This is a genomic window from Niallia sp. FSL M8-0099 (assembly GCF_038006945.1).
GTDB classification, from domain to species: Bacteria; Bacillota; Bacilli; order Bacillales; family Cytobacillaceae; genus Niallia; species Niallia circulans.
This window is the reverse complement of the sequence record NZ_JBBOWF010000001.1, coordinates 765,600-789,616: the sequence shown is the minus strand read 5'-3', so window position 1 is coordinate 789,616 and position 24,017 is coordinate 765,600. Positions and strand designations below refer to the sequence as shown.

Here is a 24,017-nt window from a genome sequence, read left to right as displayed (position 1 = left end):
AAAAGCTAAGTAAACACGAAGCAAATATGTGTTACTTAACTGCTTATTAGTATTACCTTTTTTCAAAGTGAACATTACGGAAAATAATGACTGGCTTTTTATTGGAATAAATACATTTTCATTCGAGCATGCTATAAGTCCATATCTATTTTAAAAAAATAACCTAAAAAGACTGTTAACAAACAATATATCTGTTAACAGTCTTCATACAAATTATTTTAAAATTTCCACCAATAATGCTTTTTGGGCATGTAATCTATTGCCGGCCTGCTGAAAGACGTAGGAATGACTTCCATCGATAATTTCTGATGTTACTTCTTCTTCACGATGGGCTGGTAAACAGTGTAAAAAAATATAATCCGATTTTGCATGGTTCACTAATTCTGCATTAATTTGAAAGCCTTGGAAATCTTTTAAACGCTGCTCATTCTCCGCTTCTTGCCCCATACTGGTCCATACATCTGAATAGATGGCATCGGCATCCCGAACAGCTTCTATAGGATTATGAGTAAGGACAATTTTACTGCCACTTATTTTTGCAAAAGCATAGGCTAGTTCCGCCACTTTTTTATCGACTTCATAATTTGGTGGTGTCGCAATGGAAATATCTGCCCCTACTTTCGAGCAAGCGATAAGTAAAGAATGAGCCACATTATTTCCATCACCAATATACGCAAGCTTTAGACCTTCCAAACTCCCTTTTACTTCCAATAAAGTAAGTAAATCTGCTAATGCTTGACATGGATGATATAAGTCCGTTAATCCATTAATAATAGGAATGGTTGCATGCTCTGCTAATTCTTCGACAATATCGTGAGAAAAAGTACGAATCATAATGGCATCTACATATTGGGATAACACTTTTGCGGTGTCTGAAATAGTCTCCCCTCTGCCAATTTGCAGATCTCGACTATTTAAATATAGAGCATGCCCTCCCAGCTGAAGCATCCCAGCTTCAAAGGAGACTCTTGTTCGCGTTGATGATTTCTCAAAAATCATTCCTAATGTTTTTCCTTTTAGAGGGGCAATTATTTCTCCCTTTAAGTGGGATTCTTTTATTGCCTTCGCCTTATCTAATAATTCAAGGATTGTTTCTTTTGAATAGTCAGCCAATGTTAATAAATCTTTTCCCTTTAAATCTAGATTAGATGTAATCATCATACTGTACTCACTCCTTTTCTTATATTTGTATGCCATTCCTGAATCGAATGAACGGTTATGTCTTTTCCTTTAAAAGAGGAAATAAATGCTTCGAGACTTTCTTTTTGCGTGAAGGTAATAATACGATTTCTCGTTGCTAATTCGCGAGATTGTCGATCTTCTTGTAAGTTTGTTGGATTATAAAAGGCAACCGTACTCTTATCTGCTAGTAACGATTCTACTGACTGGTTATCAGCGATTTCAACTGATAATTGGACTTGGTCTGCTTTATCATAAAGATCTGCTAGATCTTCTGTTGTTTTTAAAACAATTTTCATCTCCTGCTTTGGCAGTTTCTTTAAAGTAGGGTGAAATACTTTTTTCAACGCATCTTCTAGCGTTTCTGCAAGTGCAATTCCTTCTCCTGTAGAACGCATTTCTGGTCCCAATTTAGAATCTAGCCCTTTTAAAGCATAATTGGAATAAACAGGATACTTAATACAAGTAAATTCTATATCATCCGAATATGTTTTTTCTTTTTCGGTCAATGTATATGTCCCAAGCAATATTTTTGTCGCAATTTGTACTAATGGTACACCAGTTACTTTGCTTACAATCGGTACTGTTCGACTAGCGCGAGGATTTACTTCCAATACATATACCTCTTCCTTATTGATGATATACTGGATGTTCATTAGTCCTTTATAGCCTGTATGCTGAACAATCTTTTTAGCGTAAGTGATCATTTTTTCTTTTACGCTTACTGATAAATTTTTAGCAGGCAATATAGATAGACTATCTCCTGAATGTACTCCCGTTTTCTCGATGTGTTCCATAATCGTTGGAACACAAATATCGACTCCATCTGTTGCTAAGTCCAGCTCTGCTTCTGAAGCTTCCATAAACTGATCAACAAGGACAGGGTAAGGTACCTCTGTTTGTAAATAGGATTGTAATTCTGCTTCATTATTTATCCGTTCCATTCCCTTACCGCCAATCACATAAGATGGACGGATAAGAACTGGATAGCCTATCTTCTGAACTGAAGCAATAATCTGCTGCTCATTTTCTGCGATATCTCCTTGGATATGAGGAATATCTTCTTCTTCCAATAGCTTATAAAATAAATCCCTATCTTCTAAAACATCGATTGTGTCACTGTTTGTTCCAAGAATATGGACACCATAGGATTCCAGTTCTTTTGCTACATTAAGAGCAGTTTGACCTCCTAATTGGACAATGACATCTTCTATCCCTTCTGATTCGATAACATTCATAATATCTTCCACGCTTAATGGTTCAAAATATAGACGATCTGCCGTGGCAAAATCTGTACTCACGGTCTCTGGATTATTATTAATAATAATTGTTTCCAGACCTTCATCTTTTAAGGCAAATACGCCATGAACCGAGCAATAGTCGAACTCTATCCCTTGACCAATTCTGATGGGACCACTGCCGATAACAAGTACTTTTCGTTTAGTACTTTTATTTTGCTCATTTTCACCATAATAGCTGGAATAGTAGTAATTAGTTTTTGCTTCAAATTCTGCTGCACAAGTATCAACCATTTTATAAATAGGCATCACTTGTAATTGTTTGCGTTTTTCTCTTACCTCTTTTTCAAAGCAATTCCACGCATTTGCTAAGAAAGCATCACTAAACCCCTTTTCTTTCCATTTCAGTAAACTCTCTTTTGTTACTGTTTGGAGGGAAGTATGGAATATTTCTTTCTCCATCTCAATTAATCTTTTAAATCGATGAAGGAAGAATAAATCGATTTTTGTTAAATCATGTATTTTAGCAAGTGGCTCCTCTTTCCTAATTAGTTCTAAAATAATAAAAAATCTTTCATCCGTTTGTTCCAGCATTTTCTCGTATAACACTTCCACTGGCATATGCTTTAATTCTGGAAGGGTTAAATCATTTCCCTTTATCTCAAGAGAATGGATTGCTTTTAGCAAGGCCCGCTCCATATTGCGGTCTATTCCCATTACTTCTCCTGTCGCCTTCATTTGCGTGCCGAGTCTTCTTGATACAGTAGGAAATTTATCAAATGGCCACTTTGGTATTTTTACTACAACATAATCTAATGCCGGTTCAAAGCTTGCAAATGTATCTCCTGTTACTGGATTTATTAGCTCATTGAGACAATAACCAACTGCCAATTTTGCAGCCATTCTAGCAATCGGATACCCAGTAGCTTTTGATGCAAGGGCGGATGATCTACTCACCCTTGGATTTACTTCAATTAAATAATATTTCTTACTGTTCGGATCTAGTGCAAATTGGATATTGCATCCACCTATAATTCCTAGGGCAGAAATGATTTTAATAGAAGCAGAACGAAGCATTTGATATTCTACATCTGTTAATGTTTGGGACGGAGCAATAACAATACTATCGCCCGTGTGAATTCCGACTGGATCGATGTTTTCCATATTGCAAATGGTAATACATGTATTCATACTATCACGCATTACCTCATATTCTACTTCCTTAAAGCCAGCAATACTTCTTTCCACTAAGCATTGACCAATGGCACTTTCCTTCAAACCGCCAGATACTAGACTAATGAATTCTTCCATATCCCCAGCGATACCACCGCCTGTTCCACCTAAGGTATAGGCAGGACGAACAATGATAGGAAAGCCAATTTCATTTGCAAAGTCTATCGCTTCTTCGACTTTATGCACAATTTTACTTTCTGGTACTGGTTCATTTAATTGATACATTAATTCTCTAAATGCTTCTCTATCTTCTCCCTTTTTGATTGATTCAATAGAGCTTCCCAGCAATTTTACTTGATACTTTTCTAAGATGCCTTGTTCACTCAATTGAAATGCCAGATTTAATCCCGTTTGCCCTCCTAAAGTAGCAAGAATTCCATCAGGCTTTTCTTTTTGAATAATCTTTTCTAAAACATCTACTGTCAATGGTTCAAAATAAATCGAATCAGCAAAAGTTTCATCTGTCATTATCGTTGCCGGATTATTATTTACAAGGATGACTTTATATCCTTCTTCTTTCAAAGCCATGCATGCTTGTGTGCCAGCATAATCAAATTCAGCTGCCTGACCAATTACAATTGGTCCTGAGCCTATTACAAGTATGGTTTTTATCGTCGTGTCTTTAGGCATATGCAAAAACTCTCCCATTATTTGCTTTAACATTTTCTATAAATTCATCAAATATATAACATCCTTCTGAAGGACCTGGATTTGCCTCTGGATGAAACTGTACCGTCTGCAGTGGATAAATGCTGTGAGACAGCCCTTCTACTGATCCATCGTGAAGATTATAAAATCTTGCTTCACAACCTGTAGCAGATAGACTTTCTTCTTTTACTACATAGCTATGATTTTGAGAGGACATAATCACTTTCTTTTTCTTCCGATCCATTACAGGATGATTGGCTCCTCTATGTCCAAATGACAGTTTGGTAGTTTCTGCCCCTAAAGCTAATGCTGCAAGCTGATGTCCTAAACAAATTCCAAGAGTTGGGTAATGCTTAATCACTGCTTTAATCGTTGGTAAAATACTGATTAACTCCTTTGGATTCCCAGGTCCATTTGATAAGAGAATGCCGTCAGGCTGCAGTGATTTAATACTAGTAAATGGTGTATTATAGGGAACGACCGTTACTTTACACTCACGCTCTAATAATGCTGTTAACATACTTTCCTTTTTTCCAAAATCAACAAGGACAATATGATATTCACCCTGCCCATACGTTTGAAAGTTCATTTCCGAAACCTTTGCTACTTTAACATCCTCCTTTAAAGAAAATGTTGGTACAGAAACTTCTTTCTCTTCTGTTATAATGGCTGGCATAGAACCAGATTTTCTTATATTTTTTACAATAGAACGGGTATCAACATGTGCTAGCATTGGGATATTCCATTTATTTAAATATTGCTGTAAGGAATATTCAGCTTGATAATGAAATGCGTCACTATTCGATTCATATACAATAACACCTGCTACATGCGGCTTTTTACTTTCAAAATCTTCTTTGTTTATGCCATAGTTTCCAATTAACGGGTACGTAAAAACAATAATTTGGTCTTTATAGGAAGGATCTGTTAGTACTTCCTGATATCCTGTCATTCCAGTGAAAAATACGATTTCTCCCTTTATCTCTTTGGCATCGCTATTTGTAACGAAATCGCCTTTATATTTCACACCATTGCTTAAGTGAAGATAACCTTCCATTTGTTAACACCTCTATAATGAATGTATAGTTACTCTTTATTTCTTATAATTATACATTATCATGCAAAAAAATACACATTAGATTGTTACTTTTGCATGAATATTTAAACTTTTTTGCATTATTTCCATTCCCTTAATAAAATCTTCCGGTGAAGTATTAAGACTTGGCAATAAACGTATAACCTTTTCCCCAGCATTTAAAACGATTAAGCCTTCTTTTCTTAATTCTCCTAATATAGAAGCAACGGGTATATCCAATTCAATTCCAATCATCAATCCTAAACCTCGAATGTCCTTTACATGTTGATTTCCGGCTAATTTTTCTTTTAAAAGGCTAAATACCCATTCACTTTTTTTCTCGACTGCTTCTAAGAAAGCTGGTTCAAAGATTATTTCCATTGTTTTAATAGCTGCTGCCATCGCTAAAGGATTTCCTCCAAATGTGGTACCATGGCTGCCTGGACCAAAGAATTCCTTTAGCTTTCCATCTGCCACAATAGCTCCTGTTGGAATTCCATTTGCCATTCCTTTTGCCACACTAATAATATCTGGTTTAATACCAAAGTGTTGAAAGGCAAATGCTTTTCCTGTTCTGCCCATTCCTGTTTGAATTTCATCAATTAGCAGCAAGACACCCTTTTCTTTGCAAAGTGCTTCAACACCTTGTAAAAATTCTTGAGAAGCTACATATATACCGCCTTCTCCTTGCACTACTTCAAGCATCACGGCAGCTACGTCTTCTGTTAATTGTTCTTTTAATGCATTTAAATCGTTAAATGGAACATACTCAAATGTCTCCAGCATCGGCCCATAGCCTTGCTTTATTTTATCCTGTCCAGTTGCTGACATTGTTGCAAAGGTTCTTCCATGAAAGGATTGCTTAAAAGTAAGAATTTTTGTTTTTCCCGTTGCTTTTCTTGCCAGTTTAATGGCTGCCTCATTTGCCTCTGCCCCACTATTCGCAAAGAAAACAAGATCCAATCCAGATGCATTCGTTAATATTTCTGCTGCCTTTTCCTGCACAGCTAATGGAAAAAGATTGGAAACATGCCAAAATTTATTTAATTGTTGCTCAACAGCAGCTTTTACTTCTGGATGGCAATGTCCTAAATTGCATACCCCTATTCCTGAAGTAAAATCTAAATAAACGCCACCATTCTTACTATACAAATAACTCCCCTGCGCAGATTCTGGCTCTATTTCCCACTTTGAGTAGGTTGGGAATAAATGACTCATTCTACAATCCCTTCTTTCACAACAATTTTTGTTCCGATTAATTCTTCGCCATCAAAAAACTGTTTTTTTCCTGATATAATCATAACACTATTTAATCCACTCTCCAGTGCTGCGATAGCAGAGGTAACCTTCGGAATCATGCCCCCATTGATCTGTCCAGTGTTGATGTAATGAGTGATTTCCTCTTGTGCCATTCTTGCTTGAAGTTCTCCATCTATTAAAATTCCTGCTACATCTGTTACAAAAAGGCATTGTTCGGCATGTAAATACTTCGCAACTGCTGATGCTACATAATCTGCATTAATATTTAATTTTCTTCCGTCTTCTGTAATCCCTAATGGTGTTAGGACGGGAATCAAATTTTCCTCTAAAAGGGAGGAAATCAACCTGATATTAACTTCGGATACCTCCCCGACGAGTCCAAGCTTTTCTTCATCAATAAGAGAAGCTTTTATGCAATTATTATCTGTTCCATTAAGGCCAATCCCATTCAAGTCATGTTCTCTTAATAACTGAACAAGCTTACGGTTTGTTTTGCCTGACAGGACCATCTCGACTATTTCTAACGCCTCTTTCGTCGTTTTACGGAGTCCATTATGAAAGGCAGCTTTCACTTGAAAATAATCAAGCATTTCATTGATATCGGGACCGCCTCCATGGACGAAAACTAGTTGATAGCCTTTATTCTTTAACCTTTTTAAACTAGTAAAAAATTCTGAAGTTAGTTGATCGATTACACTTCCGCCACATTTTATAACAATGGTTTTCACTAGGTATCACCTCAAGTTCTGTAGCTGGCATTTATCTTGACATAATCATAAGATAAATCGCAGCCCCAGGCTTTTCCTTCGCCTTTGCCATTATGCAAATCTACAAATATCTGAATAAAATCTTGGTTTAAATACTCGATTGCCGTTTGTTCTGAAAACGACTGTGGTTCACTTTCCTTAAGCATAAGGATATCGCCAATCGCTATGTCTACTCTTGATGGATTAACGGCTGTTTTTGTTTGACCGATAGCGGTGATAATTCTTCCCCAGTTAGCATCTGATCCATAAATTGCAGTTTTCACTAAATTAGATCCTACTATTTGTTTAGCAATAACGCGTGCTTCTTCGTCATTATTGCTTCCTGAAACCTTTACTTCAATTAGCTTTGTTGCCCCTTCACCATCTTTAGCAATCTGTTTAGCCAGACTCTCACATGTTGTAGATAAAAGCTCCAAAAAGACCGGATAATCAGGATGTTCTTCGGTAAGAGGTTCGTTTTTTGCCATGCCATTTGCCAGTACAAGGACTGTATCATTTGTAGAAGTATCTCCGTCTACTGTAATTTGATTAAAGGTAGTAGGAATCACCTTACTTAACGCAGCTTGAAGAACTTCCGATGGGATGGCTGCATCTGTCGTAATAAATCCAAGCATTGTTGCCATATTAGGATGAATCATACCAGATCCCTTTGCTGTTCCTCCCATCGTAACAGTTACCCCCGCAATAGTTGCAGAAAAGCAGCATTTTTTCATTACTGTATCAGTTGTCAAAATGGCTTCTTGAAATGCTTCTGCATTTTGTGGAGAGGAATGAAAGATTAATTGATTAATTCCTTCTTTTATTTTATCCATTTGCAGATATTCACCAATTACACCTGTTGAAGAAACTGCCACATATTCTTCCTTTATTTGAAGATAAGTTGCCATAATTTTTCTCATTTCGTAGGCATCCTTTAAGCCTTTTTCTCCTGTACAGGCATTTGCACAAGCACTATTTACGACAATTGCTTGAATTCGTTTTTCTTTGGCAATAGATTCCTGCGTTACTTTTAATGGTGCAGCTTGAAAGTGACTTGCTGTGTATACAGCGGCACAATTTGCTGGAACGGCACTTACTATTGCGCCAATATCTTTCTTGTTGTACCGTAGTCCAGCATGAACACCTGCAGCTTTATAGCCAATTGGTGTTACTATACTCCCATCCTTTATTTCTTCTATATGGGATTGAATATTATTCATAATCTGCACGTCGGCTCCTCCTTATGGGTAAAGCGGCAGAAACTGCAAACCAGCTGTTTCCTCATAGCCATTCATAATATTTGCGTTTTGAACGGCCTGACCCGCAGCCCCTTTCATTAAATTATCAATAACCGATACAATCGTTATCCTGCCAGTACGTTCATCCACATTTATTCCAATATCACAAAAATTAGAGCCTGTAACTTCTTTTATCGAAGGATAGGTATGAAGTGGTCTCACTCGTACAAAAGGACTGTTTGTATAAATTTCTGTATATAAACCATGGATTTGCTCATTTGTGACACTTTTACTTAAAGTAGCATATATAGTTGCCATTATTCCTCTGCTTGCCGGCAAAAGATGGGTAGAAAAAGTAATAGCTTTCGACTCAGAATTCCAATCAGCTAACTGCTGCTCTATTTCTGGAATATGCTGATGTTCATTCACTTTATAAATTTTTAAATTTTCGCTCATCTCAGCATACATATTAGCCCTTGAAGGACTCCTTCCCGCTCCAGAAATACCAGATTTAGCATCCACTATAATACTATTTGGCAATATCATGTTTTCTTTTACTAGGGGTGCTAATCCTAAGAGCGTAGCAGTCGGATAACATCCCGGATTAGATATTCTCGTACTGGAAGCAATGTTTTCTTTATTCCATTCAGAAAGCCCATAAACAAAGCTATTAATAAGGTCTGTGGAAACAGGCTCCTTTTTATACCATTTCTGATAATCGTCTGTATTCCTTAAGCGAAGATCTCCAGATAAATCAACCATTTGAATCTCTTTATCTGCGAATTCTTGAACCAGCTTTCCAGATACACCTGTAGGAGTAGCCAAAAAAACAATATCGCATTCTTTTGCTATTTTTTCTGGATTAATTGGTTCTAGTTTGTTTTCCATTATATTAAATAAATGAGGATATTCATTCCATACTGGGACTTCATCTCTTGTTGTATGTACAGACTTAATTGTGAATGAAGGATGACTATGCAAAATTCTGATTAATTCTGCACCACCATATCCTGTTGTACCGATTATAGATACTTTCATAACTTCCTCCTTTCGACTATAAATGTATATTTAATCATTTTTATTTATATTTATTAATCTAAGATTCTCTTATTATAAAAACTACTGCATATAAAATCAACACTTTTTCATAAAAGTGATAGTTTTCTTATTTTTCTGATAATTAATAAGGTATATGGGGATAATATTTTCCATGATTGGTGAAGAATAATTAAGAAACAAAGCGGATTTGAATTAGACAAAAATATTATCATCAGAAATTGCAAATTTTTTTAGCTTGCATACATGCCATTTTATAAAGCAATTTATCAAAAACAAAGCAGCCAAAATACACTTAGACTCCTATGTAAGCTTTTAGAGACATTCTAGTCTTCGAAAATACTCGAGTGACTACCGAAAGGAAAGTGTATTCAGACTGCTAGCACTAAACAGCAAACTTTATAAAAAACATGCTAATCAAAAATTCATCTCTCATTTTCTTCCTAAAATTACGTCAATAGAAATTCATTTAACAACATCATCATATGAGGGTTTTATCTCGTGGTGTCAGAAATTTTCACAAAATGCTTATCTATAGATCTTCTACCACAATATAGGCAGCTTTTACAGGGCCATGGACACCAACCACTAAATCCATTTCAATATCTGCCGAGTTACTTGGCCCTGTAATATAATTAATACAAGACGGGAGTACTTCTCCGTTTTGTACTTTTTCCCGTAAAACTTTTGCTGCTTGAGTCATTCTTGGCACAATTGTACTTTTTGGAACGATTACAATACTATTTATAGGTAAAAAACTGACTGTTCTGCCACGATCTTTTCCACTATACACAACAACTGTACCTGATTCCGCTAACGTAAGTTCACTTATGGTAATCCCTATATTCGCCTGTTCTGCTTTGGAAATATTTTCTTTTCCTAAAGAGGCATCCCATTCAAATACATCGATATTTTCATCAGGCAGTTTCTCTTTAAATAGTGATTCTAATCCATATTGCTGATAACGTGGATCCTTCCAAGTAACAACCTTTCCTCCGCCAAACTCTTTTATTAAATGATGAAGTGTATGCTTCAATTCCTTTTGTGAAGTAATGACTAAATCTGTATGAATAAGTGTGCATTGGGATTTTAATACTTCAACTAACTCATCCTTTGTCGCATCTTTAAGCACTTCTTCTTGTGGGTAATAATTCCATTTCGGCCTTTCAAGTTTTGTTTTTCTTTGTCTGCCTAATCTCGAGGCAATGGTTTCAAGAAAAGCATCTCTATTGTGAATTGTTCCTGTCATTATTGTCCTTCCCCCTTCTCTCGATTCTTGAACCAATCACGAAATCTCTCTTTATTTGGGGCAGGAAGATCACGAATATCTGTCCATTCTTTTAACATTCCGATCCCTTTTGTAATTTTGTCTCCTTTTACTAATGGTTTCGTCACAGCTGGTGCTATTTTCGATCCTATATTATACAGCTTTGGCGAAGAAGCACCGATGCCAAATGCTTTGAATATCATTTTTTCAGAAATGGGGGCTTTCCCTTCCTTTTCCACAATTACTTGTCGATGCTTATGGAGCAGCTCATGAAGCGGAATTTTAACTGGGCATGCATCTGTACATGCTGCACAAAGAGTAGAAGCATAGGGAAGCTCTTTATATTCTTCGTATCCGCCTAACAGTGGAGAAAGTACTGCTCCAATTGGTCCAGAGTAAATAGAGCCATAGGAATGTCCACCAACCTGTCTATATACAGGGCAAACATTTACACAGGCTGCACAGCGAATACATTGGAGAACAGATTGAAACTCTCCACCTAAAATATCTGAACGTCCATTATCTACAATCACTAGATGAAAGTCCTCTGGTCCGTCCACATCCCCAGCTTCTTTTGGACCCGTTAATGTTGTTACATAACTTGTAAGCTTTTGGCCAACGGCACTTCTTGTCAACATTCCCACTAATACTTCCATTTCATTAAAAGTGGGAACAATGCGCTCCATTCCCATTACGACAACTTGTGTTTTTGGAAGAGATGCAACTAAATCGGCATTACCTTCATTTGTTACGAGTGTAATCGAACCTGTTTCTGCTACAGCAAAATTGCAGCCTGTAATTCCCATATCTGCAGTTAAATATTCATTTCGAAGTACTTGTCTTGCATGCCATGCTAATTCTTCTGGTTTTTCTGTATTTGTATAGTTTAATTTTTTTGTGAATACATCCCGGATTTGTTCTTTATTTTTATGCAATGCCGGAACAACAATATGAGATGGAGGATCATGGTCATCTACTTGCAGAATATATTCCCCTAAATCGGTTTCAATTACTTCACACCCTGCCTCTTCTAACTTTTGATTTAACGAAATTTCCTCTGTTACCATTGACTTTGCTTTTACTACTTTTTTCACGTTTTTATCTATTGCCACTTGTTCAATATAGGCACTTGCCTCTGCTGCAGTTTTTGCAAAATAGACATGACCGCCACGTTTTGCCACCTGTTCGCTTAATTCATATAAATAATAATCCAGATTTTCTAAAACATGCTGGCGAATTTCTTCCCCGTGCGAACGCCATTCCTCCCAGTTTCCCATCGCCTCTGTCACATTATTTTTTCTCGTTTGAATCGTTTGCTGTGCTTTGGAGACAGCCCCACGCATAAAGTCATTTTCTAGTTCTGTCGACACTCTATCTTTAAATTTTTGTGAACTTGTTTTCATCGACATAGCTTATCATCCCCTCTGTTATGCTCGACTATTTAAAATTTCTGCTATATGTAATGCTTTAATTGGTTTACCCTTTCGATCAATTCTTCCCCCAATATTCATCAAGCAGCCTGCATCTGCACTAACTACATACTCGGCATTCGTTGATTCTACACAGGCTACTTTTTCGTCCACCATCTGCTCAGATATTTGCCCCATTTTCACAGAAAAAGTTCCTCCAAAACCACAGCAATTTTCCTTTAATGGTAATTCCGTATACTCTACTCCTTTCACATTTTTTAATAGCTTAATAGGAGCCTCTTTAACCCCTAGTAATCTCGTCATATGACAGGATGTATGGTAGGTAACCTTCCCCTTGAAAGTTGCACCTACATCTTCTACTTTTAAGACATCTACAATAAACTGTGTTAGTTCAAAAGTTTTAGCGGCAAGTTCTTTTGCAATCGGCTCCCATACTGGATCCCCTTTAAAAATATGCTGATACTCATGGAACATATAGGCACAAGAACCAGAGGGGCAGACAATATACTCTGCATCTTGGAAGGATTTCATCATTGTTTTCATCACTTCCTTTGTTTCCTTTACATACCCACTATTATAAGATGGCTGCCCACAGCATATTTGTGTCGTAGGAAAATCGATTTCACATCCCAGTCTTTCTAACAATTCAACCGTTGCTTTCCCCACATCACTTTGAAACATATCAACTAGACATGTAGCAAATAATGTCACTTTCATCCTAAATATCCCCCTTTTTAAGAATAAATGTACTATCCATTTGATGTTTATATTCCTATGAACAGGTCATCAGATGACTTGTTTACAATAAGACTGACTCACGATAAATAGATAAAAAGAGTTACATACTTCCCCTCTATTTGATTTTGCTTATTTAGACTACTTCCCAAAAATTAGTAGATTTTAGAAAAATGAATTAGTTGGAAGGTTGGAACAACCAGAACACAAGCATACTCAGCTGGGATTAGTGAGACATTTGAGATTATGTATGTCTCGGTTTATACCAAGTCCTATATATTTTATGTTCCATCCTCATTACAGTAATTTTAAATAAATATTTCCATGAAGCGTTTTCATTAATATAGACTTTGTCGCTAAAATTTGCAAGAATAAAAAATGCAAATATCAATATCAATTTTCCAATAGCGGATTATACCTTCTGTTCTTTTTCAGCAAAATACTTTTGAAGCACTGCTTCTACCTTTTGTAAATGATAAAGCATCGCCTCACTCGCTTTTTCCGCGTTTCTTTCTAAAATAGACTCATAAATAGTAAGATGTTCCTCATAAAGTCGTTCCGTTGTTGTTTGTTTAGAAAACAGCCATAAACGTCTTGTTTCTTTCATTGCTTCCTGCATAATATCAGAAACGTTGAGCAATAAATTTACCAGCAAAGGATTTTGTGAAGCTGCTGCTACGCCTAAATGGAAGTTTAAATCTGACTTTTCACCTAATTCTTCTACTCCATTTGCCTGTTTCATTTCTTCTAGCGCCTGTTTCATTTTTTGCAAATCTTCGTTTGTACGTTTATTCGCTGCTGCAGCTGCAGCACCTACCTCCATAATCCTTCTTACTTCAAGGAGGTGATTTAGATCTTTTTCCTTCATCAAAATTGCTGTAGGAAAAGAAAAAGAAATTTGATCGGCTTCAAACCTTTTCACATAAGTACCTTCCCCTTGCTTCATTTCAATTAAACCTTTAGCTTTTAATGCGGAAAGTGCTTCCCTAACGGCTGAACGGCTTACTTGGAAGTTTTCGGCAAGCTGCTGTACAGATGCCAACTTTTCTCCAGGCTTTAAAGCTCCTGAGCGAATTCCTTCATGCAAGGCTTCTGCAATTTCTTCATAAATTTTTTTTGGGCGGATCTGCTTAAATTCCATCGTTCTACCTCCAACGCGTTCATCCTTTTTATTGTTATTATACTGCTAAAAGTTACATTTTGCATAAAAAAAGACATAATATTGTCAATTTTATGTTGTTTTTTAAAAACTCTCATTTTATAATAGGTTCATCGAGTCATCAGATGACCTAATATTTTACAATTTATTTATGATAACGATTACTTCATCTGATAATTTAGATTAAACATTCATTAGAAAGAAATCGTAAGTAGAAAATTAAGGGGGCTGAAATAATGACGTTTACTCAAGACTTCACCGCTGTTGGCGACAATTTAGCATTATCCGCGATAGTTGCCGTAATTCCAATCTTATATTTTTTTTGGGCACTTGCCATCAAACGCATGAAGGGACATATGGCTGGAATTACAACCCTGCTTCTTGCTTTACTCCTTTCCGTAACCGCTTTCAATATACCTATTGGAATGAGTATTATGTCTGCGAGCCAAGGCATTGTTTATGGCTTATTACCTATTGGCTGGATTATTGTTACGTCAGTGCTTTTATATAAATTAACAGTGAAAAGCGGACAATTTTCTATCATACGAAATTTTATTTTGTCTATTACAGAGGATCGTAGACTTCAAGCATTGCTTGTAGCTTTCTCATTCGGGGCATTTTTAGAAGGCGCTGCTGGCTTTGGAGCACCTGTTGCTATTTCTGCTGCTCTTTTAGCTGGATTAGGCTTTAATCCATTATATGCTGCAGGCATCTGTTTATTAGCTAACACGGCACCTGTTGCATTCGGAGCGATAGGTATCCCAATTACTGCTGTTGAGGGACCAACTGGTATTCCGGCTTTTGAAATATCAAAAATGGTTGGTCGACAATTGCCTTTTATTTCCGTATTCATTCCGTTTTATCTTGTAATTATTATGGCGGGTTTTAAACGTGTATGGGAAGTACTTCCCGCTATTTTAGTATCAGGTATATCATTTGCACTTACACAATATTTATCATCTAACTTCCTCGGACCTGAGTTGCCTGATATTTTATCTGCGTTAGTTTCCTTATTTGCATTAGTTATTTTACTAAAATTCTGGAAACCAAAAACAATTTTCCGATTTAAAGGTGAAATAGAAACAGCCGCTTCAGCTGAGATAAAAAAAGCTCCAGATCCTACATACTCTCCTGGTCAGATTTTTCATGCATGGTCTCCTTTTTTAGTATTAACTGCTTTCATTTCCCTTTGGGGGATACCTGTTATAAAAAATGCACTAACTGGCCATTATGAAGGGACAAATTTTATTTTAAAAGGTATTAATGGGTTGGGGGAACGATTGACTTTTCTGCCAGAAGTTCCATTACTTAACAATAAAATTATAAATGATACTGGTGAAGCAGTTGCAGCTATTTTCAAATTAGAAGTGTTAGGAGCTGCCGGAACTGCCATTTTATTTTCTTGTATTGTAACAAAATATATTGCCCGCCTTTCTTGGAAAGATGTGTATGCTACAGCAAAGGAAACCCTTCACGAGTTAAAATTTCCAATTTTAACCATTTCGTCTGTAGTCGGTTTTGCCTATGTAACAAATGCCTCTGGTATGTCGACAACACTTGGAATGACCTTAGCTAAGACAGGAGCTTTATTTCCATTCTTTTCTCCTGTATTGGGTTGGCTTGGTGTATTTATTACTGGTTCTGATACATCTGCCAACTTAATGTTTGGAAATCTGCAAAAAGTAACTTCATTGTCTGTTGGTATGGATCCTGTCCTTGCTATTGCAGCTAACTCAAGTGGAGGAGTTACAGGAAAAATGATATCTCCACAATCTATCGCAGTAGCTTGTGCAGCTGTTGGTCTTGCTGGTAAAGAATCCGAGCTACTACGCTTTACCTTAAAACATAGTGTATTCCTACTATTAATAGTATGTCTCATTACTTTCCTGCAACACAATGTACTTTCTTGGATGATCCCTTAAAAAAATTAAAAAGAAGAGCAGTCTCTTAGATGAAAATGCTCTTCTTTTTCCGATCTACAATAATAATTGATTCTGAACCTCTTCCAACAGTATTACCTTTACTATATCCCCACATTTGTATCCAGATTCCCCTCCTGGCAAAATTGTAAGCCCATTGGCAGATGCCAAACTACTAACAATATTTGATTTGTCCATACCGCTAGTCCGAGTTTCTATCTTTCCATTTACAATAGATACCTTACTTCTAATAAGTCGAGTAAAGGAATTGGCATCTGGGAAATTCTCTTTTAATACCGCGTCCACAATAGGTAAGCGCGGGTTTTCTATAAATAAAAGGCTTTTTATGATCGGATTTGTAAATAACTCAAAACCAACATAGCAAGCAGATGGGTTCCCTGAAAGTCCAAATAATAATTTACCATTTAAATTCGCTACCGTAGTGACACTGCCAGGCCTCATTGCAATTTTATTAAAAAGAACTTCTGCTCCAAGCTTACGGTAAATTTCTGGCAATAAATCATAATCGCCAACTGAAACACCACCTGTTGTTATCAACATATCAACCGAATCTATTTTTTGGCGAATAGCTTCAAAACTTGTTTCCATGACATCTGGCAACTTGCCGAAATAGCGAGGAACCGCTCCTGCTCGTTCAATTTGTGCTAGTATCATATAGGCATTGCTGTTCCTTATTTTTCCTTCCTCCAGTTCCTCATGCACTTCCAATAATTCCGTTCCAGTTGCAAATAAACCTATAGTTGGTTTTTTGGCAACTGGAACTTGTTCTATACCAAATGTTGCTAAAACCGCCACTACTCCTGGATTGATTTTAGTTCCTTTTTTTAATAAGACTTCCCCCTTTTTTACATCCTCTCCTTGAAAAGAGATATTTTCTCCTTTATGTAACATATGATCTATTTTTATATATGTTTGGCCATTTTTTTTCCGCTCTACCGTCTTCTCAAGCATGATTACTGCATCGGCATCACGTGGTAACATGGCTCCTGTCATAATCCTGATTGCTTGGTACTCACCTATTTTTTTGGTCGAAACTTGCCCAGCACCAATTTCATCAATTATTTCAAACTCAACAGGCATTTCATATGATGCTCCATTTGTATCCTTTGCTCGTAATGCAAATCCATCATAGCTGGAACGATTAAATTTAGGCACATCATGTATTGCTTTTATATCTTCACTTAAATAACGGCCATTGCAATGATAGATTGAAACATATTCCTTTTCTCCTTCTCTCTTGTGTTCCATCACTCTGCTTATTGCCTCTTCTATTAGGATAGGAACTCTATTTTCCACTGTCATCGACTTTCACTCCTTATTTCCATGAACCAAAAAGAATGATGTATATCCTTCCACCATTCCTCCAAATCTCTTCTGTTCATTTTGTCATTTAATCTGCGGCATTCTATCCGCCTATATAAGACATTTCGACTTTTTTTCGCTGTTTTACTGTTTCTTCCGTTCTTTCATCGGAATAACGATCCCTTCTTTGTTCCCAAATGTTTTTTATAAAGCCTTCTAAAGCTGAATCATCTGCTCCTTCTCTAAGAAAATCACGAATATTATGGCCATTCCCATTAAAAAGACAGGTATATAGTTGGCCATTTGCAGAGAGCCGCGCTCTTGTACAGCTAGAGCAAAACGATTCGGAAACGGAGGTAATGAAGCCGACCAGCACATTTGCATCCTTATATTTATACTTTTTAGCTACTTCCCCAAAATAATCAGCCTCTACAGGCTCCAATTCAAAAGCCTCTTGTAATTTCGCATATATTTCTTTTTTGGTAATAACATCTTTCATTTTCCATCCGTTAGTACTGCCAACATCCATATATTCAATAAACCGAAGTTCTAGCTCATTTTCTTTACAGTAGGTTGCCATTGGAATTATTTCAGAATCGTTCATTCCTTTTTTGATTACCATATTGATTTTTATACCTAAGCCAGCATTCTGGGCTGCCTCTATCCCTTTTTTTACGGGAGCAGCTCCTACATTGCGCCCATTCATCTGACCAAACAATTCATCATTTATACTATCTAAACTAATATTTACGCGCTTAAGACCAGCCTCCTTTAAATCATGGGCATATTTAGGAAGAAAGATCCCATTTGTTGTCAATGCAATATCCTCTAGACCTTCCAGTCGAATAAGCCTGTCAACTAGCACTGGCAAATCCTTGCGTAACAATGGTTCTCCACCAGTTAAGCGAATCTTCTCGACTCCCAATTCTACAAATATCTTGGCAATTCTTTCTATCTCATCATAAGTTAATAATTCACTTGGAGGAAGAAAGGAATAATCTGGACCAAATATTTCTTTCGGCATGCAGTATTGACACCTTAAATTGCAGCGGTCAATCACACTAATGCGCAAATCTCTCAATGGACGATTTAAAAGATCCTTCATATCATTCTCACTTCCTTTTCCTATACATTCACCAAAATTCCACTTTTATATTTTTATCATACCATTTTTCATAATATACAGTATATTAAAAACAAAGAAAAAAAGAAGGTTTCCCTTCTTCTTCACTTCCTGTTTATCGTACACCTAAGGCAATTTTTGCATATCTGGACATTCTATCTTTTGTCCAAGCTGGCGACCAAACGATATTTACTTCTGTGTCTTTAACTTCTGGAATATCTGTTAAAGCTGCTTTTACTTGATCCACAATAACGCCTGCAAGTGGACATCCCATTGCTGTTAGCGTCATGGTTACAACCAATAATCCATCTTCATTCAGCTCTAAGTCATAAACTAATCCTAAGTTTACAATATCAATTCCAAGCTCTGGATCGATAACAAGCTCTAGTGCACCCATTATACTGTCTTTTAATTCTTCATTCATTCAAAGGCACCCCTTATTTTTATTTATGGTAAAACGTATTTAAATATCTTCTAAAAAAGGAAGCTTTATCTTTATAGTTACACTATAACAAATAATTATGATTTGAAAAAAGGATTTGAATCACGCTTTAATTAATCCTTCTGCTAAATGTTTCTCAAACCATTCCACCGTTTTCAGCATGGCTCTTCTGCTTACTTTATGGCCAGTATTATCTTCAGAAAGATATGTTAGGCGATCTGGCGCATCTTTATATAAAGGTTTTATATGCTCATAAAATTGGTGGGAATAAGCATAAGGTACAACTTCATCTTTTTTGCCATGCCAGAACATAAGAGGACGTTTTTGTAATTTTTCTGGTGCCTTACTAAGGTCCAATTCCTCTAACTGTTTAATTAAATCTTCTATTTCATGATCACTTAGCGGCAGCTCATAGCCCCTTTTCTTCACTTCTGAAATGGTATAATGGGCAAATTTCTCATAATATGGCATTCCCATTAAGCTTACTGCCGTATTAATCCAAGGATACTTTCTTAATGCACCTAATGTAACGATTCCCCCCATACTTGTTCCTACGATCCCAATATATTGATCATCGATTAGCTCTTTGTCGCTGAAATAATCTTTTATCACTTCTATTTCCTCAATCGTCTTCATCACGATATTCCAAAAATGCATGTTTAATTCCATCGCTGATAATCCTTGGTCTCGCTCTCCATGATACAAACAATCAGGCAATACAACACGAAATCCCTTCTCTGCTAAATGATAAGCAAAATGAAGATTGTGTTCCTTTGCACTAGTGAAGCCATGGGTAAATTGAATATATGGTCGTTTTTGATCATAGTGGTCTTTTTTTACAATATGCAGTACAGGTATTTCCTCTATATGTAATTTTTCAACCAAAATCATCGCTCGCCCCTCCTTTTTGGAAAAAATAAATGATTCATGTAAAATAAAGTATAACTTCCTCTTTGATGATTTGTGAAACCGATCGGACTTTAAGGACAGTTATTTCCCTCTAATCAAGCCATAAGCGTAAAGAATAGAAAGGAAATTTATCTCTATCATTGATTTTACATAACTTAACATAAGTGAAAGTAGAATTAACGAATAAAGTGTAATAATATTTTATATGTATAAGTAAGTGTAACATGAAGTGGCTTTTTTTTCGAAAATTACGCCCCTTAAAGCTAGAATAAAATTACTATATTGACACTAAAGGAGACACTATGACAGAAAAACATCTAATTGCCTTAGACCTTGACGGAACGTTATTAAAAGACGATAAAACCATTTCTCCTCTTACCAAAAAAGTTATCCAAAAAGCAATGGAGGATGGTCATGAAGTAATGATTGCAACAGGGAGACCCTTCCGCGCAAGTGAAGCGATCTATCATGAATTAAATTTACATACTCCTATCGTTAACTTTAATGGAGCTTTTATTCATCATCCTAAGGATACCAAATGGGGCTTTTATCATTCTCCCCTTGATATACAAACAGCAAGGGATATTGTCGCTGCATGCAATGATTACTCTTTTCACAATATTATTGCGGAAGTAATGGATGAGGTTTATTATCATTATCATGATGAGAAATTGATTGACATTTTTTCATTAGGGAATCCCAAAGTAACTGTCGGAAATTTATTGGAATTTTTAGAAGCAGCACCTACTTCTATCCTTATTCATGCGGAGGAAGAACATGTTGCAGCCATTCGCAAGCATTTATCTGAGGTTCATGCCGATCTAATTGAACATCGCCGTTGGGCAGATCCCTTTCATGTGATCGAAATTGTTAAGTTAGGAATAAATAAAGCGATTGGCTTACAAAAAGTTTCTGATTACTATCAAATCCCACAAAGAAATATTATCGCATTCGGCGATGAAGACAATGATTTTGAAATGATTGAGTATGCTGGAAAAGGTGTCGCTATGGGAAATGCGATTGAGGAACTAAAGACCCTTGCTAAGGATGTTACTTTATCCAATGAAGAAGACGGAATTGCTGTATATTTAAACGAAGTTTTAAATCTTCGTGTTCTCTAAAGCTGGTTATCATTACCGTCTTTAAAGACTAAAATTACGTCCATACTATAAGCGAAACGGTCACTACTGTTTCCGGGAAAATCAATGCTTCTTTTGTCTTTCCAATTATACTCTAACACTCGGAGGGATCATTCAATGGGAAAACGAAATAAATCGAAACGCTTCGTACAACAAGGAGTAGATTCTGTATCCAAGCATTCCGAACGTATCCCTTATCATATGACATATGCTGAAGCCGAGAGCTATAAAATGTCAAATGAAAGACAGTCTCATGGAGGATTAGAATAAATGGGAAATAGACTTTTTCAAGAAGCAAGACAAGCAGTTGAGGCAGCTAAATATGGGAATGGGAATGATGGCTTAGTGGATAAAGCAAAGAATGCGATAAGCTCTGCTTACGCAAATACCACAACAGCCGAACAACACCAATTAGCTGCATTACAAAAAGAGCTAGAACAAATTCAGACACACTAATAAAAAAAGCAGTCCAAGAAGGAAGCCTCCATAAGCGCTAGAAAAGCAAATGCTTGGGAGAAGGGCCTTTTATGGGCTGCTTTTTATTACGGAAAGTATAAACCGGAGTACCATTTGTTTTTATTCCCCTTACGAAAATGTTTCTAACACTAAGGAATATGGCTCTTTTCCTTCTTCAGAAAAAAATAAAATGATTGTTCCATTCGTCGGTAAATCTTTTTCCTCTAAATGAATTTTCAGCGAGAATTGCTTATTACTAACTTGTAATTTCTGGTTTGCGATGAATTCATTGTGACCATCTTCGACAGAATAAAAAATAGTCCCTGTCGTAATTGCTTTTCCTTTCACAAGATAATTCCCTTTTGTACCACTAACAGTTACATCTTCTATCTTGACTTGCTCTTTCCCTGAGTTTGCTGCTGCTGTTATGGTTAGAAACGGCAGGAAGCTGCTAATTAACATGCATAAGAATACGACAGTCGCTTTTTTCAATATAGTTCCTCCTTTAAGCTTTTCTAAAGAAACCGAGTACGGCTGTTGTTTGCACAACATTTGTAAATGCTTGTGGATCCACTTCTTTAATAATCCGTTCGATATCAAATAACTCATAACGAGTCACGACAATCATTAGCATTTCCTTTGGCTCATTGGAAAATGCTCCTCTTGCTGGCAAAATCGTAATTCCTCTTACTAATTTTTCATGGATTGCTACTTTTAGCTCAGCTGTTTTCTTCGTAATAATCATCACCGTTAATTTTTGATGGGCTGTATGTATCGTATCAATCACTTTGGTTGCTGCATATAGATTCACAAGCGTATATAACGCTTTTTCCCATCCGAACATAGCACCAGCTGTGATAATAATAGCTCCATTTAGAATAAAGAAATACGTACCGACAGGCTTATCCTGCATACGTGAAAGAATCATGGCAATGATGTCCATGCCACCCGTTGAGGCCCCCCACTTTAACGTTAATCCAACCCCCACAGCCGCAATGACACCACCAAAAACTGCATTTAACAAAATATCATGAGAATAGCTTGTTTCCGGAATGATTTCCATAAACAAAGACATAAAAACAACACTTAAAAAACTAAAAAAGGTAAATGATTTTCCGACTTTAATCCAACCAACTATTGCGATTGGAACATTAAGGATAAATAGTAAAACCCCTGTAGAAATAGGCGTTATTTTGGATATAAGCTGAGCCACTCCCGCAAAACCACTGGCATATACATCAGCAGGTATCAAGAAAAAATTCATAGCAATCGCATTTAATAGTGCCCCAAAGATAACAACGATTAATTTTTTTGTTAATAACCAATACATAAGTGTCCTCCAATACGATATATAGTAATTTTTACTATTTTTACTTTAACTATTCAATTGTTTTTTCTCTAAAAGTTTTATAAACTACAAATAAGTATGCCTTGTTTTCAAAAAACAAGGCATTTTCAAAGAGATTATCGTTATTTATCATAACCGTACTCCAATAACCATATGTTTTTATAAAAAAAAGAAAGAAGTGGAATGAATATGACTTTTAAAATCCTAGCAGATAGTGCGAGTGATTTACCTCTATCCTATTATGAGAAGAACGAGGTTACACTATTACCGCTAAAGGTTAACTTAGACGGTAAAGAATACGAGGATTTAAAAACGATTGAACCAGCCACTGTTTATAATGCCATACGCAGTGGACAAGTTCCAAAAACATCACAAGTGTCGCCAGCTTTATTTAAAGATGTTTTTACAACATTGGCTCAAAATAAAGAAAAAGGTATTTATATTGCTTTTTCTTCGCAATTATCTGGAACATACCAAACAGCAGTAATGATTTCAGAACAAGTAAAGGAGGAATATCCCGACTTTGCTTTAACCATCATTGATAGCAAATGTGCATCATTAGGTGCTGGTTTAGTTGTTCAAGAAGCAGTGAAACTCCGCGATCAAGGTAAAGACGTAAGTGAAATTATACCACGACTCCAATTCATATGCGAGCATATGGAGCACTTATTTACTGTCGAAGATCTAGAATATTTAGCAAAAGGCGGACGTGTTTCGAAGGCCTCTGCGTTCCTTGGTGGATTACTAAATATAAAACCTTTATTACATGTTGAAGACGGGAAATTGGTTCCTCTTGAAAAAATTCGCGGCAAAAAGAAACTCCTGCGCAGAATGATTGACCTAATAGCAGAACGAGGAGATAAGCTGGATCAACAAGTGTTCGCGATCAGTCACGCAGATGATGAAGCAACAGCTGCGGAAGTAAAAGAAATGATTATGGAAAAATTCCAGCCAAAAGAAGTATTCATTTCCTCTATCGGTGCATCTGTAGGCTCGCACACTGGTGCTGGAACAATCGCTATTTTCTTCTTAAATAAGCTACCTGAATAAGCACGATAAAAAGTATAAAATTTACTCCTTTCACTCATACTAAC

At 36.4% G+C, this 24,017-nt stretch carries 22 protein-coding genes; 5 read left to right on the top strand and 17 right to left on the bottom strand.

Features of this window, described 5'->3' with window-relative positions; translation table 11 throughout:
- Positions 1–213 precede the first annotated feature (213 nt).
- From argF to NSQ92_RS03675, 11 genes are all read right to left on the bottom strand, one after another.
- Positions 214–1,161, bottom strand: coding sequence for an ornithine carbamoyltransferase (gene argF / locus NSQ92_RS03725; RefSeq protein WP_341152386.1), 948 nt, complete (start codon positions 1,159–1,161; stop codon positions 214–216).
- A complete protein-coding gene (locus NSQ92_RS03720) occupies positions 1,158–4,280 on the bottom strand; it encodes a carbamoyl phosphate synthase large subunit (RefSeq protein ID WP_341152385.1) in 3,123 nt (1,040 codons plus the stop codon). Before NSQ92_RS03720 ends, argF begins: the two co-directional genes overlap by 4 nt.
- Positions 4,273–5,355, bottom strand: a complete 1,083-nt coding sequence (locus NSQ92_RS03715) for a carbamoyl phosphate synthase small subunit (protein WP_144581030.1) — start codon at positions 5,353–5,355, stop codon at positions 4,273–4,275. Before NSQ92_RS03715 ends, NSQ92_RS03720 begins: the two co-directional genes overlap by 8 nt.
- Before the next feature lie 78 nt (positions 5,356–5,433).
- A complete protein-coding gene (locus NSQ92_RS03710) occupies positions 5,434–6,591 on the bottom strand; it encodes an acetylornithine transaminase (RefSeq protein ID WP_144581031.1) in 1,158 nt (385 codons plus the stop codon).
- Entirely contained in the window at positions 6,588–7,361 is a 774-nt protein-coding gene (gene argB, locus NSQ92_RS03705; protein WP_047942484.1) for an acetylglutamate kinase, read from the bottom strand. The genes NSQ92_RS03710 and argB overlap by 4 nt, the downstream gene beginning before the upstream one ends.
- Before the next feature lie 11 nt (positions 7,362–7,372).
- The gene (gene argJ / locus NSQ92_RS03700) at positions 7,373–8,599 is read right to left on the bottom strand and encodes a bifunctional ornithine acetyltransferase/N-acetylglutamate synthase (protein WP_445669266.1); all 1,227 of its coding nucleotides are present in this window, start codon (positions 8,597–8,599) and stop codon (positions 7,373–7,375) included.
- A 21-nt stretch (positions 8,600–8,620) separates the two neighbouring features.
- On the bottom strand, positions 8,621–9,655 hold the full coding sequence (gene argC / locus NSQ92_RS03695; protein WP_336045108.1) for an N-acetyl-gamma-glutamyl-phosphate reductase: 1,035 nt from the start codon (positions 9,653–9,655) through the stop codon (positions 8,621–8,623).
- A 550-nt stretch (positions 9,656–10,205) separates the two neighbouring features.
- On the bottom strand, positions 10,206–10,922 hold the full coding sequence (locus NSQ92_RS03690) for a LutC/YkgG family protein (protein ID WP_047942488.1): 717 nt from the start codon (positions 10,920–10,922) through the stop codon (positions 10,206–10,208).
- Positions 10,922–12,349, bottom strand: coding sequence for a LutB/LldF family L-lactate oxidation iron-sulfur protein (locus tag NSQ92_RS03685; RefSeq protein ID WP_336045107.1), 1,428 nt, complete (start codon positions 12,347–12,349; stop codon positions 10,922–10,924). Before NSQ92_RS03685 ends, NSQ92_RS03690 begins: the two co-directional genes overlap by 1 nt.
- Before the next feature lie 18 nt (positions 12,350–12,367).
- Positions 12,368–13,087, bottom strand: coding sequence for a (Fe-S)-binding protein (locus tag NSQ92_RS03680; RefSeq protein WP_047942491.1), 720 nt, complete (start codon positions 13,085–13,087; stop codon positions 12,368–12,370).
- Between the two features lie 430 nt (positions 13,088–13,517).
- Positions 13,518–14,246: a FadR/GntR family transcriptional regulator gene (locus tag NSQ92_RS03675; RefSeq protein WP_047942493.1), complete on the bottom strand. Its 729-nt coding sequence runs from the start codon at positions 14,244–14,246 to the stop codon at positions 13,518–13,520.
- A 254-nt stretch (positions 14,247–14,500) separates the two neighbouring features.
- Here NSQ92_RS03675 and NSQ92_RS03670 point away from each other — a divergent pair, with 254 nt between their 5' ends.
- On the top strand, positions 14,501–16,186 hold the full coding sequence (locus tag NSQ92_RS03670; RefSeq protein WP_341152383.1) for an L-lactate permease: 1,686 nt from the start codon (positions 14,501–14,503) through the stop codon (positions 16,184–16,186).
- A gap of 54 nt (positions 16,187–16,240) precedes the next feature.
- Here the strand turns inward: NSQ92_RS03670 and NSQ92_RS03665 are convergent, their stop codons facing one another.
- The 4 genes from NSQ92_RS03665 to NSQ92_RS03650 all read right to left on the bottom strand — a co-directional run bounded on the left by NSQ92_RS03665 (position 16,241) and on the right by NSQ92_RS03650 (position 19,962).
- Positions 16,241–17,506 carry a molybdopterin molybdotransferase MoeA gene (locus tag NSQ92_RS03665; RefSeq protein WP_095320254.1) on the bottom strand — a complete coding sequence of 422 codons (1,266 nt, stop codon included), beginning with the start codon at positions 17,504–17,506 and terminating at the stop codon, positions 16,241–16,243.
- 103 nt (positions 17,507–17,609) lie between these two features.
- Positions 17,610–18,611 carry a GTP 3',8-cyclase MoaA gene (moaA, locus tag NSQ92_RS03660; RefSeq protein ID WP_095258825.1) on the bottom strand — a complete coding sequence of 334 codons (1,002 nt, stop codon included), beginning with the start codon at positions 18,609–18,611 and terminating at the stop codon, positions 17,610–17,612.
- Between the two features lie 133 nt (positions 18,612–18,744).
- Positions 18,745–19,053 (bottom strand): metal-sulfur cluster assembly factor, encoded by a 309-nt coding sequence (locus NSQ92_RS03655; RefSeq protein WP_047942498.1) that lies wholly within the window; start codon positions 19,051–19,053, stop codon positions 18,745–18,747.
- A 120-nt stretch (positions 19,054–19,173) separates the two neighbouring features.
- Positions 19,174–19,962: an alpha/beta fold hydrolase gene (locus tag NSQ92_RS03650; RefSeq protein ID WP_047942499.1), complete on the bottom strand. Its 789-nt coding sequence runs from the start codon at positions 19,960–19,962 to the stop codon at positions 19,174–19,176.
- A 320-nt stretch (positions 19,963–20,282) separates the two neighbouring features.
- Between NSQ92_RS03650 and NSQ92_RS03645 the strand changes: the two genes are divergently transcribed.
- The 3 genes from NSQ92_RS03645 to NSQ92_RS03635 all read left to right on the top strand — a co-directional run bounded on the left by NSQ92_RS03645 (position 20,283) and on the right by NSQ92_RS03635 (position 21,575).
- Positions 20,283–21,101 carry a Cof-type HAD-IIB family hydrolase gene (locus NSQ92_RS03645; protein ID WP_047942500.1) on the top strand — a complete coding sequence of 273 codons (819 nt, stop codon included), beginning with the start codon at positions 20,283–20,285 and terminating at the stop codon, positions 21,099–21,101.
- Between the two features lie 135 nt (positions 21,102–21,236).
- Positions 21,237–21,389 (top strand): hypothetical protein, encoded by a 153-nt coding sequence (locus tag NSQ92_RS03640; RefSeq protein ID WP_162837581.1) that lies wholly within the window; start codon positions 21,237–21,239, stop codon positions 21,387–21,389.
- Positions 21,390–21,575, top strand: coding sequence for a DUF3813 domain-containing protein (locus NSQ92_RS03635; protein WP_047942502.1), 186 nt, complete (start codon positions 21,390–21,392; stop codon positions 21,573–21,575).
- 129 nt (positions 21,576–21,704) lie between these two features.
- On the opposite strand, the gene NSQ92_RS03630 is transcribed toward NSQ92_RS03635, so the two are convergent.
- On the bottom strand, positions 21,705–22,067 hold the full coding sequence (locus tag NSQ92_RS03630) for a hypothetical protein (RefSeq protein WP_095320253.1): 363 nt from the start codon (positions 22,065–22,067) through the stop codon (positions 21,705–21,707).
- A 13-nt stretch (positions 22,068–22,080) separates the two neighbouring features.
- A complete protein-coding gene (locus tag NSQ92_RS03625; protein ID WP_341152382.1) occupies positions 22,081–22,905 on the bottom strand; it encodes a YitT family protein in 825 nt (274 codons plus the stop codon).
- Between the two features lie 207 nt (positions 22,906–23,112).
- Here NSQ92_RS03625 and NSQ92_RS03620 point away from each other — a divergent pair, with 207 nt between their 5' ends.
- Positions 23,113–23,973 (top strand): DegV family protein, encoded by an 861-nt coding sequence (locus NSQ92_RS03620; protein ID WP_047942504.1) that lies wholly within the window; start codon positions 23,113–23,115, stop codon positions 23,971–23,973.
- The last annotated feature ends 44 nt before the right edge of the window (positions 23,974–24,017 follow it).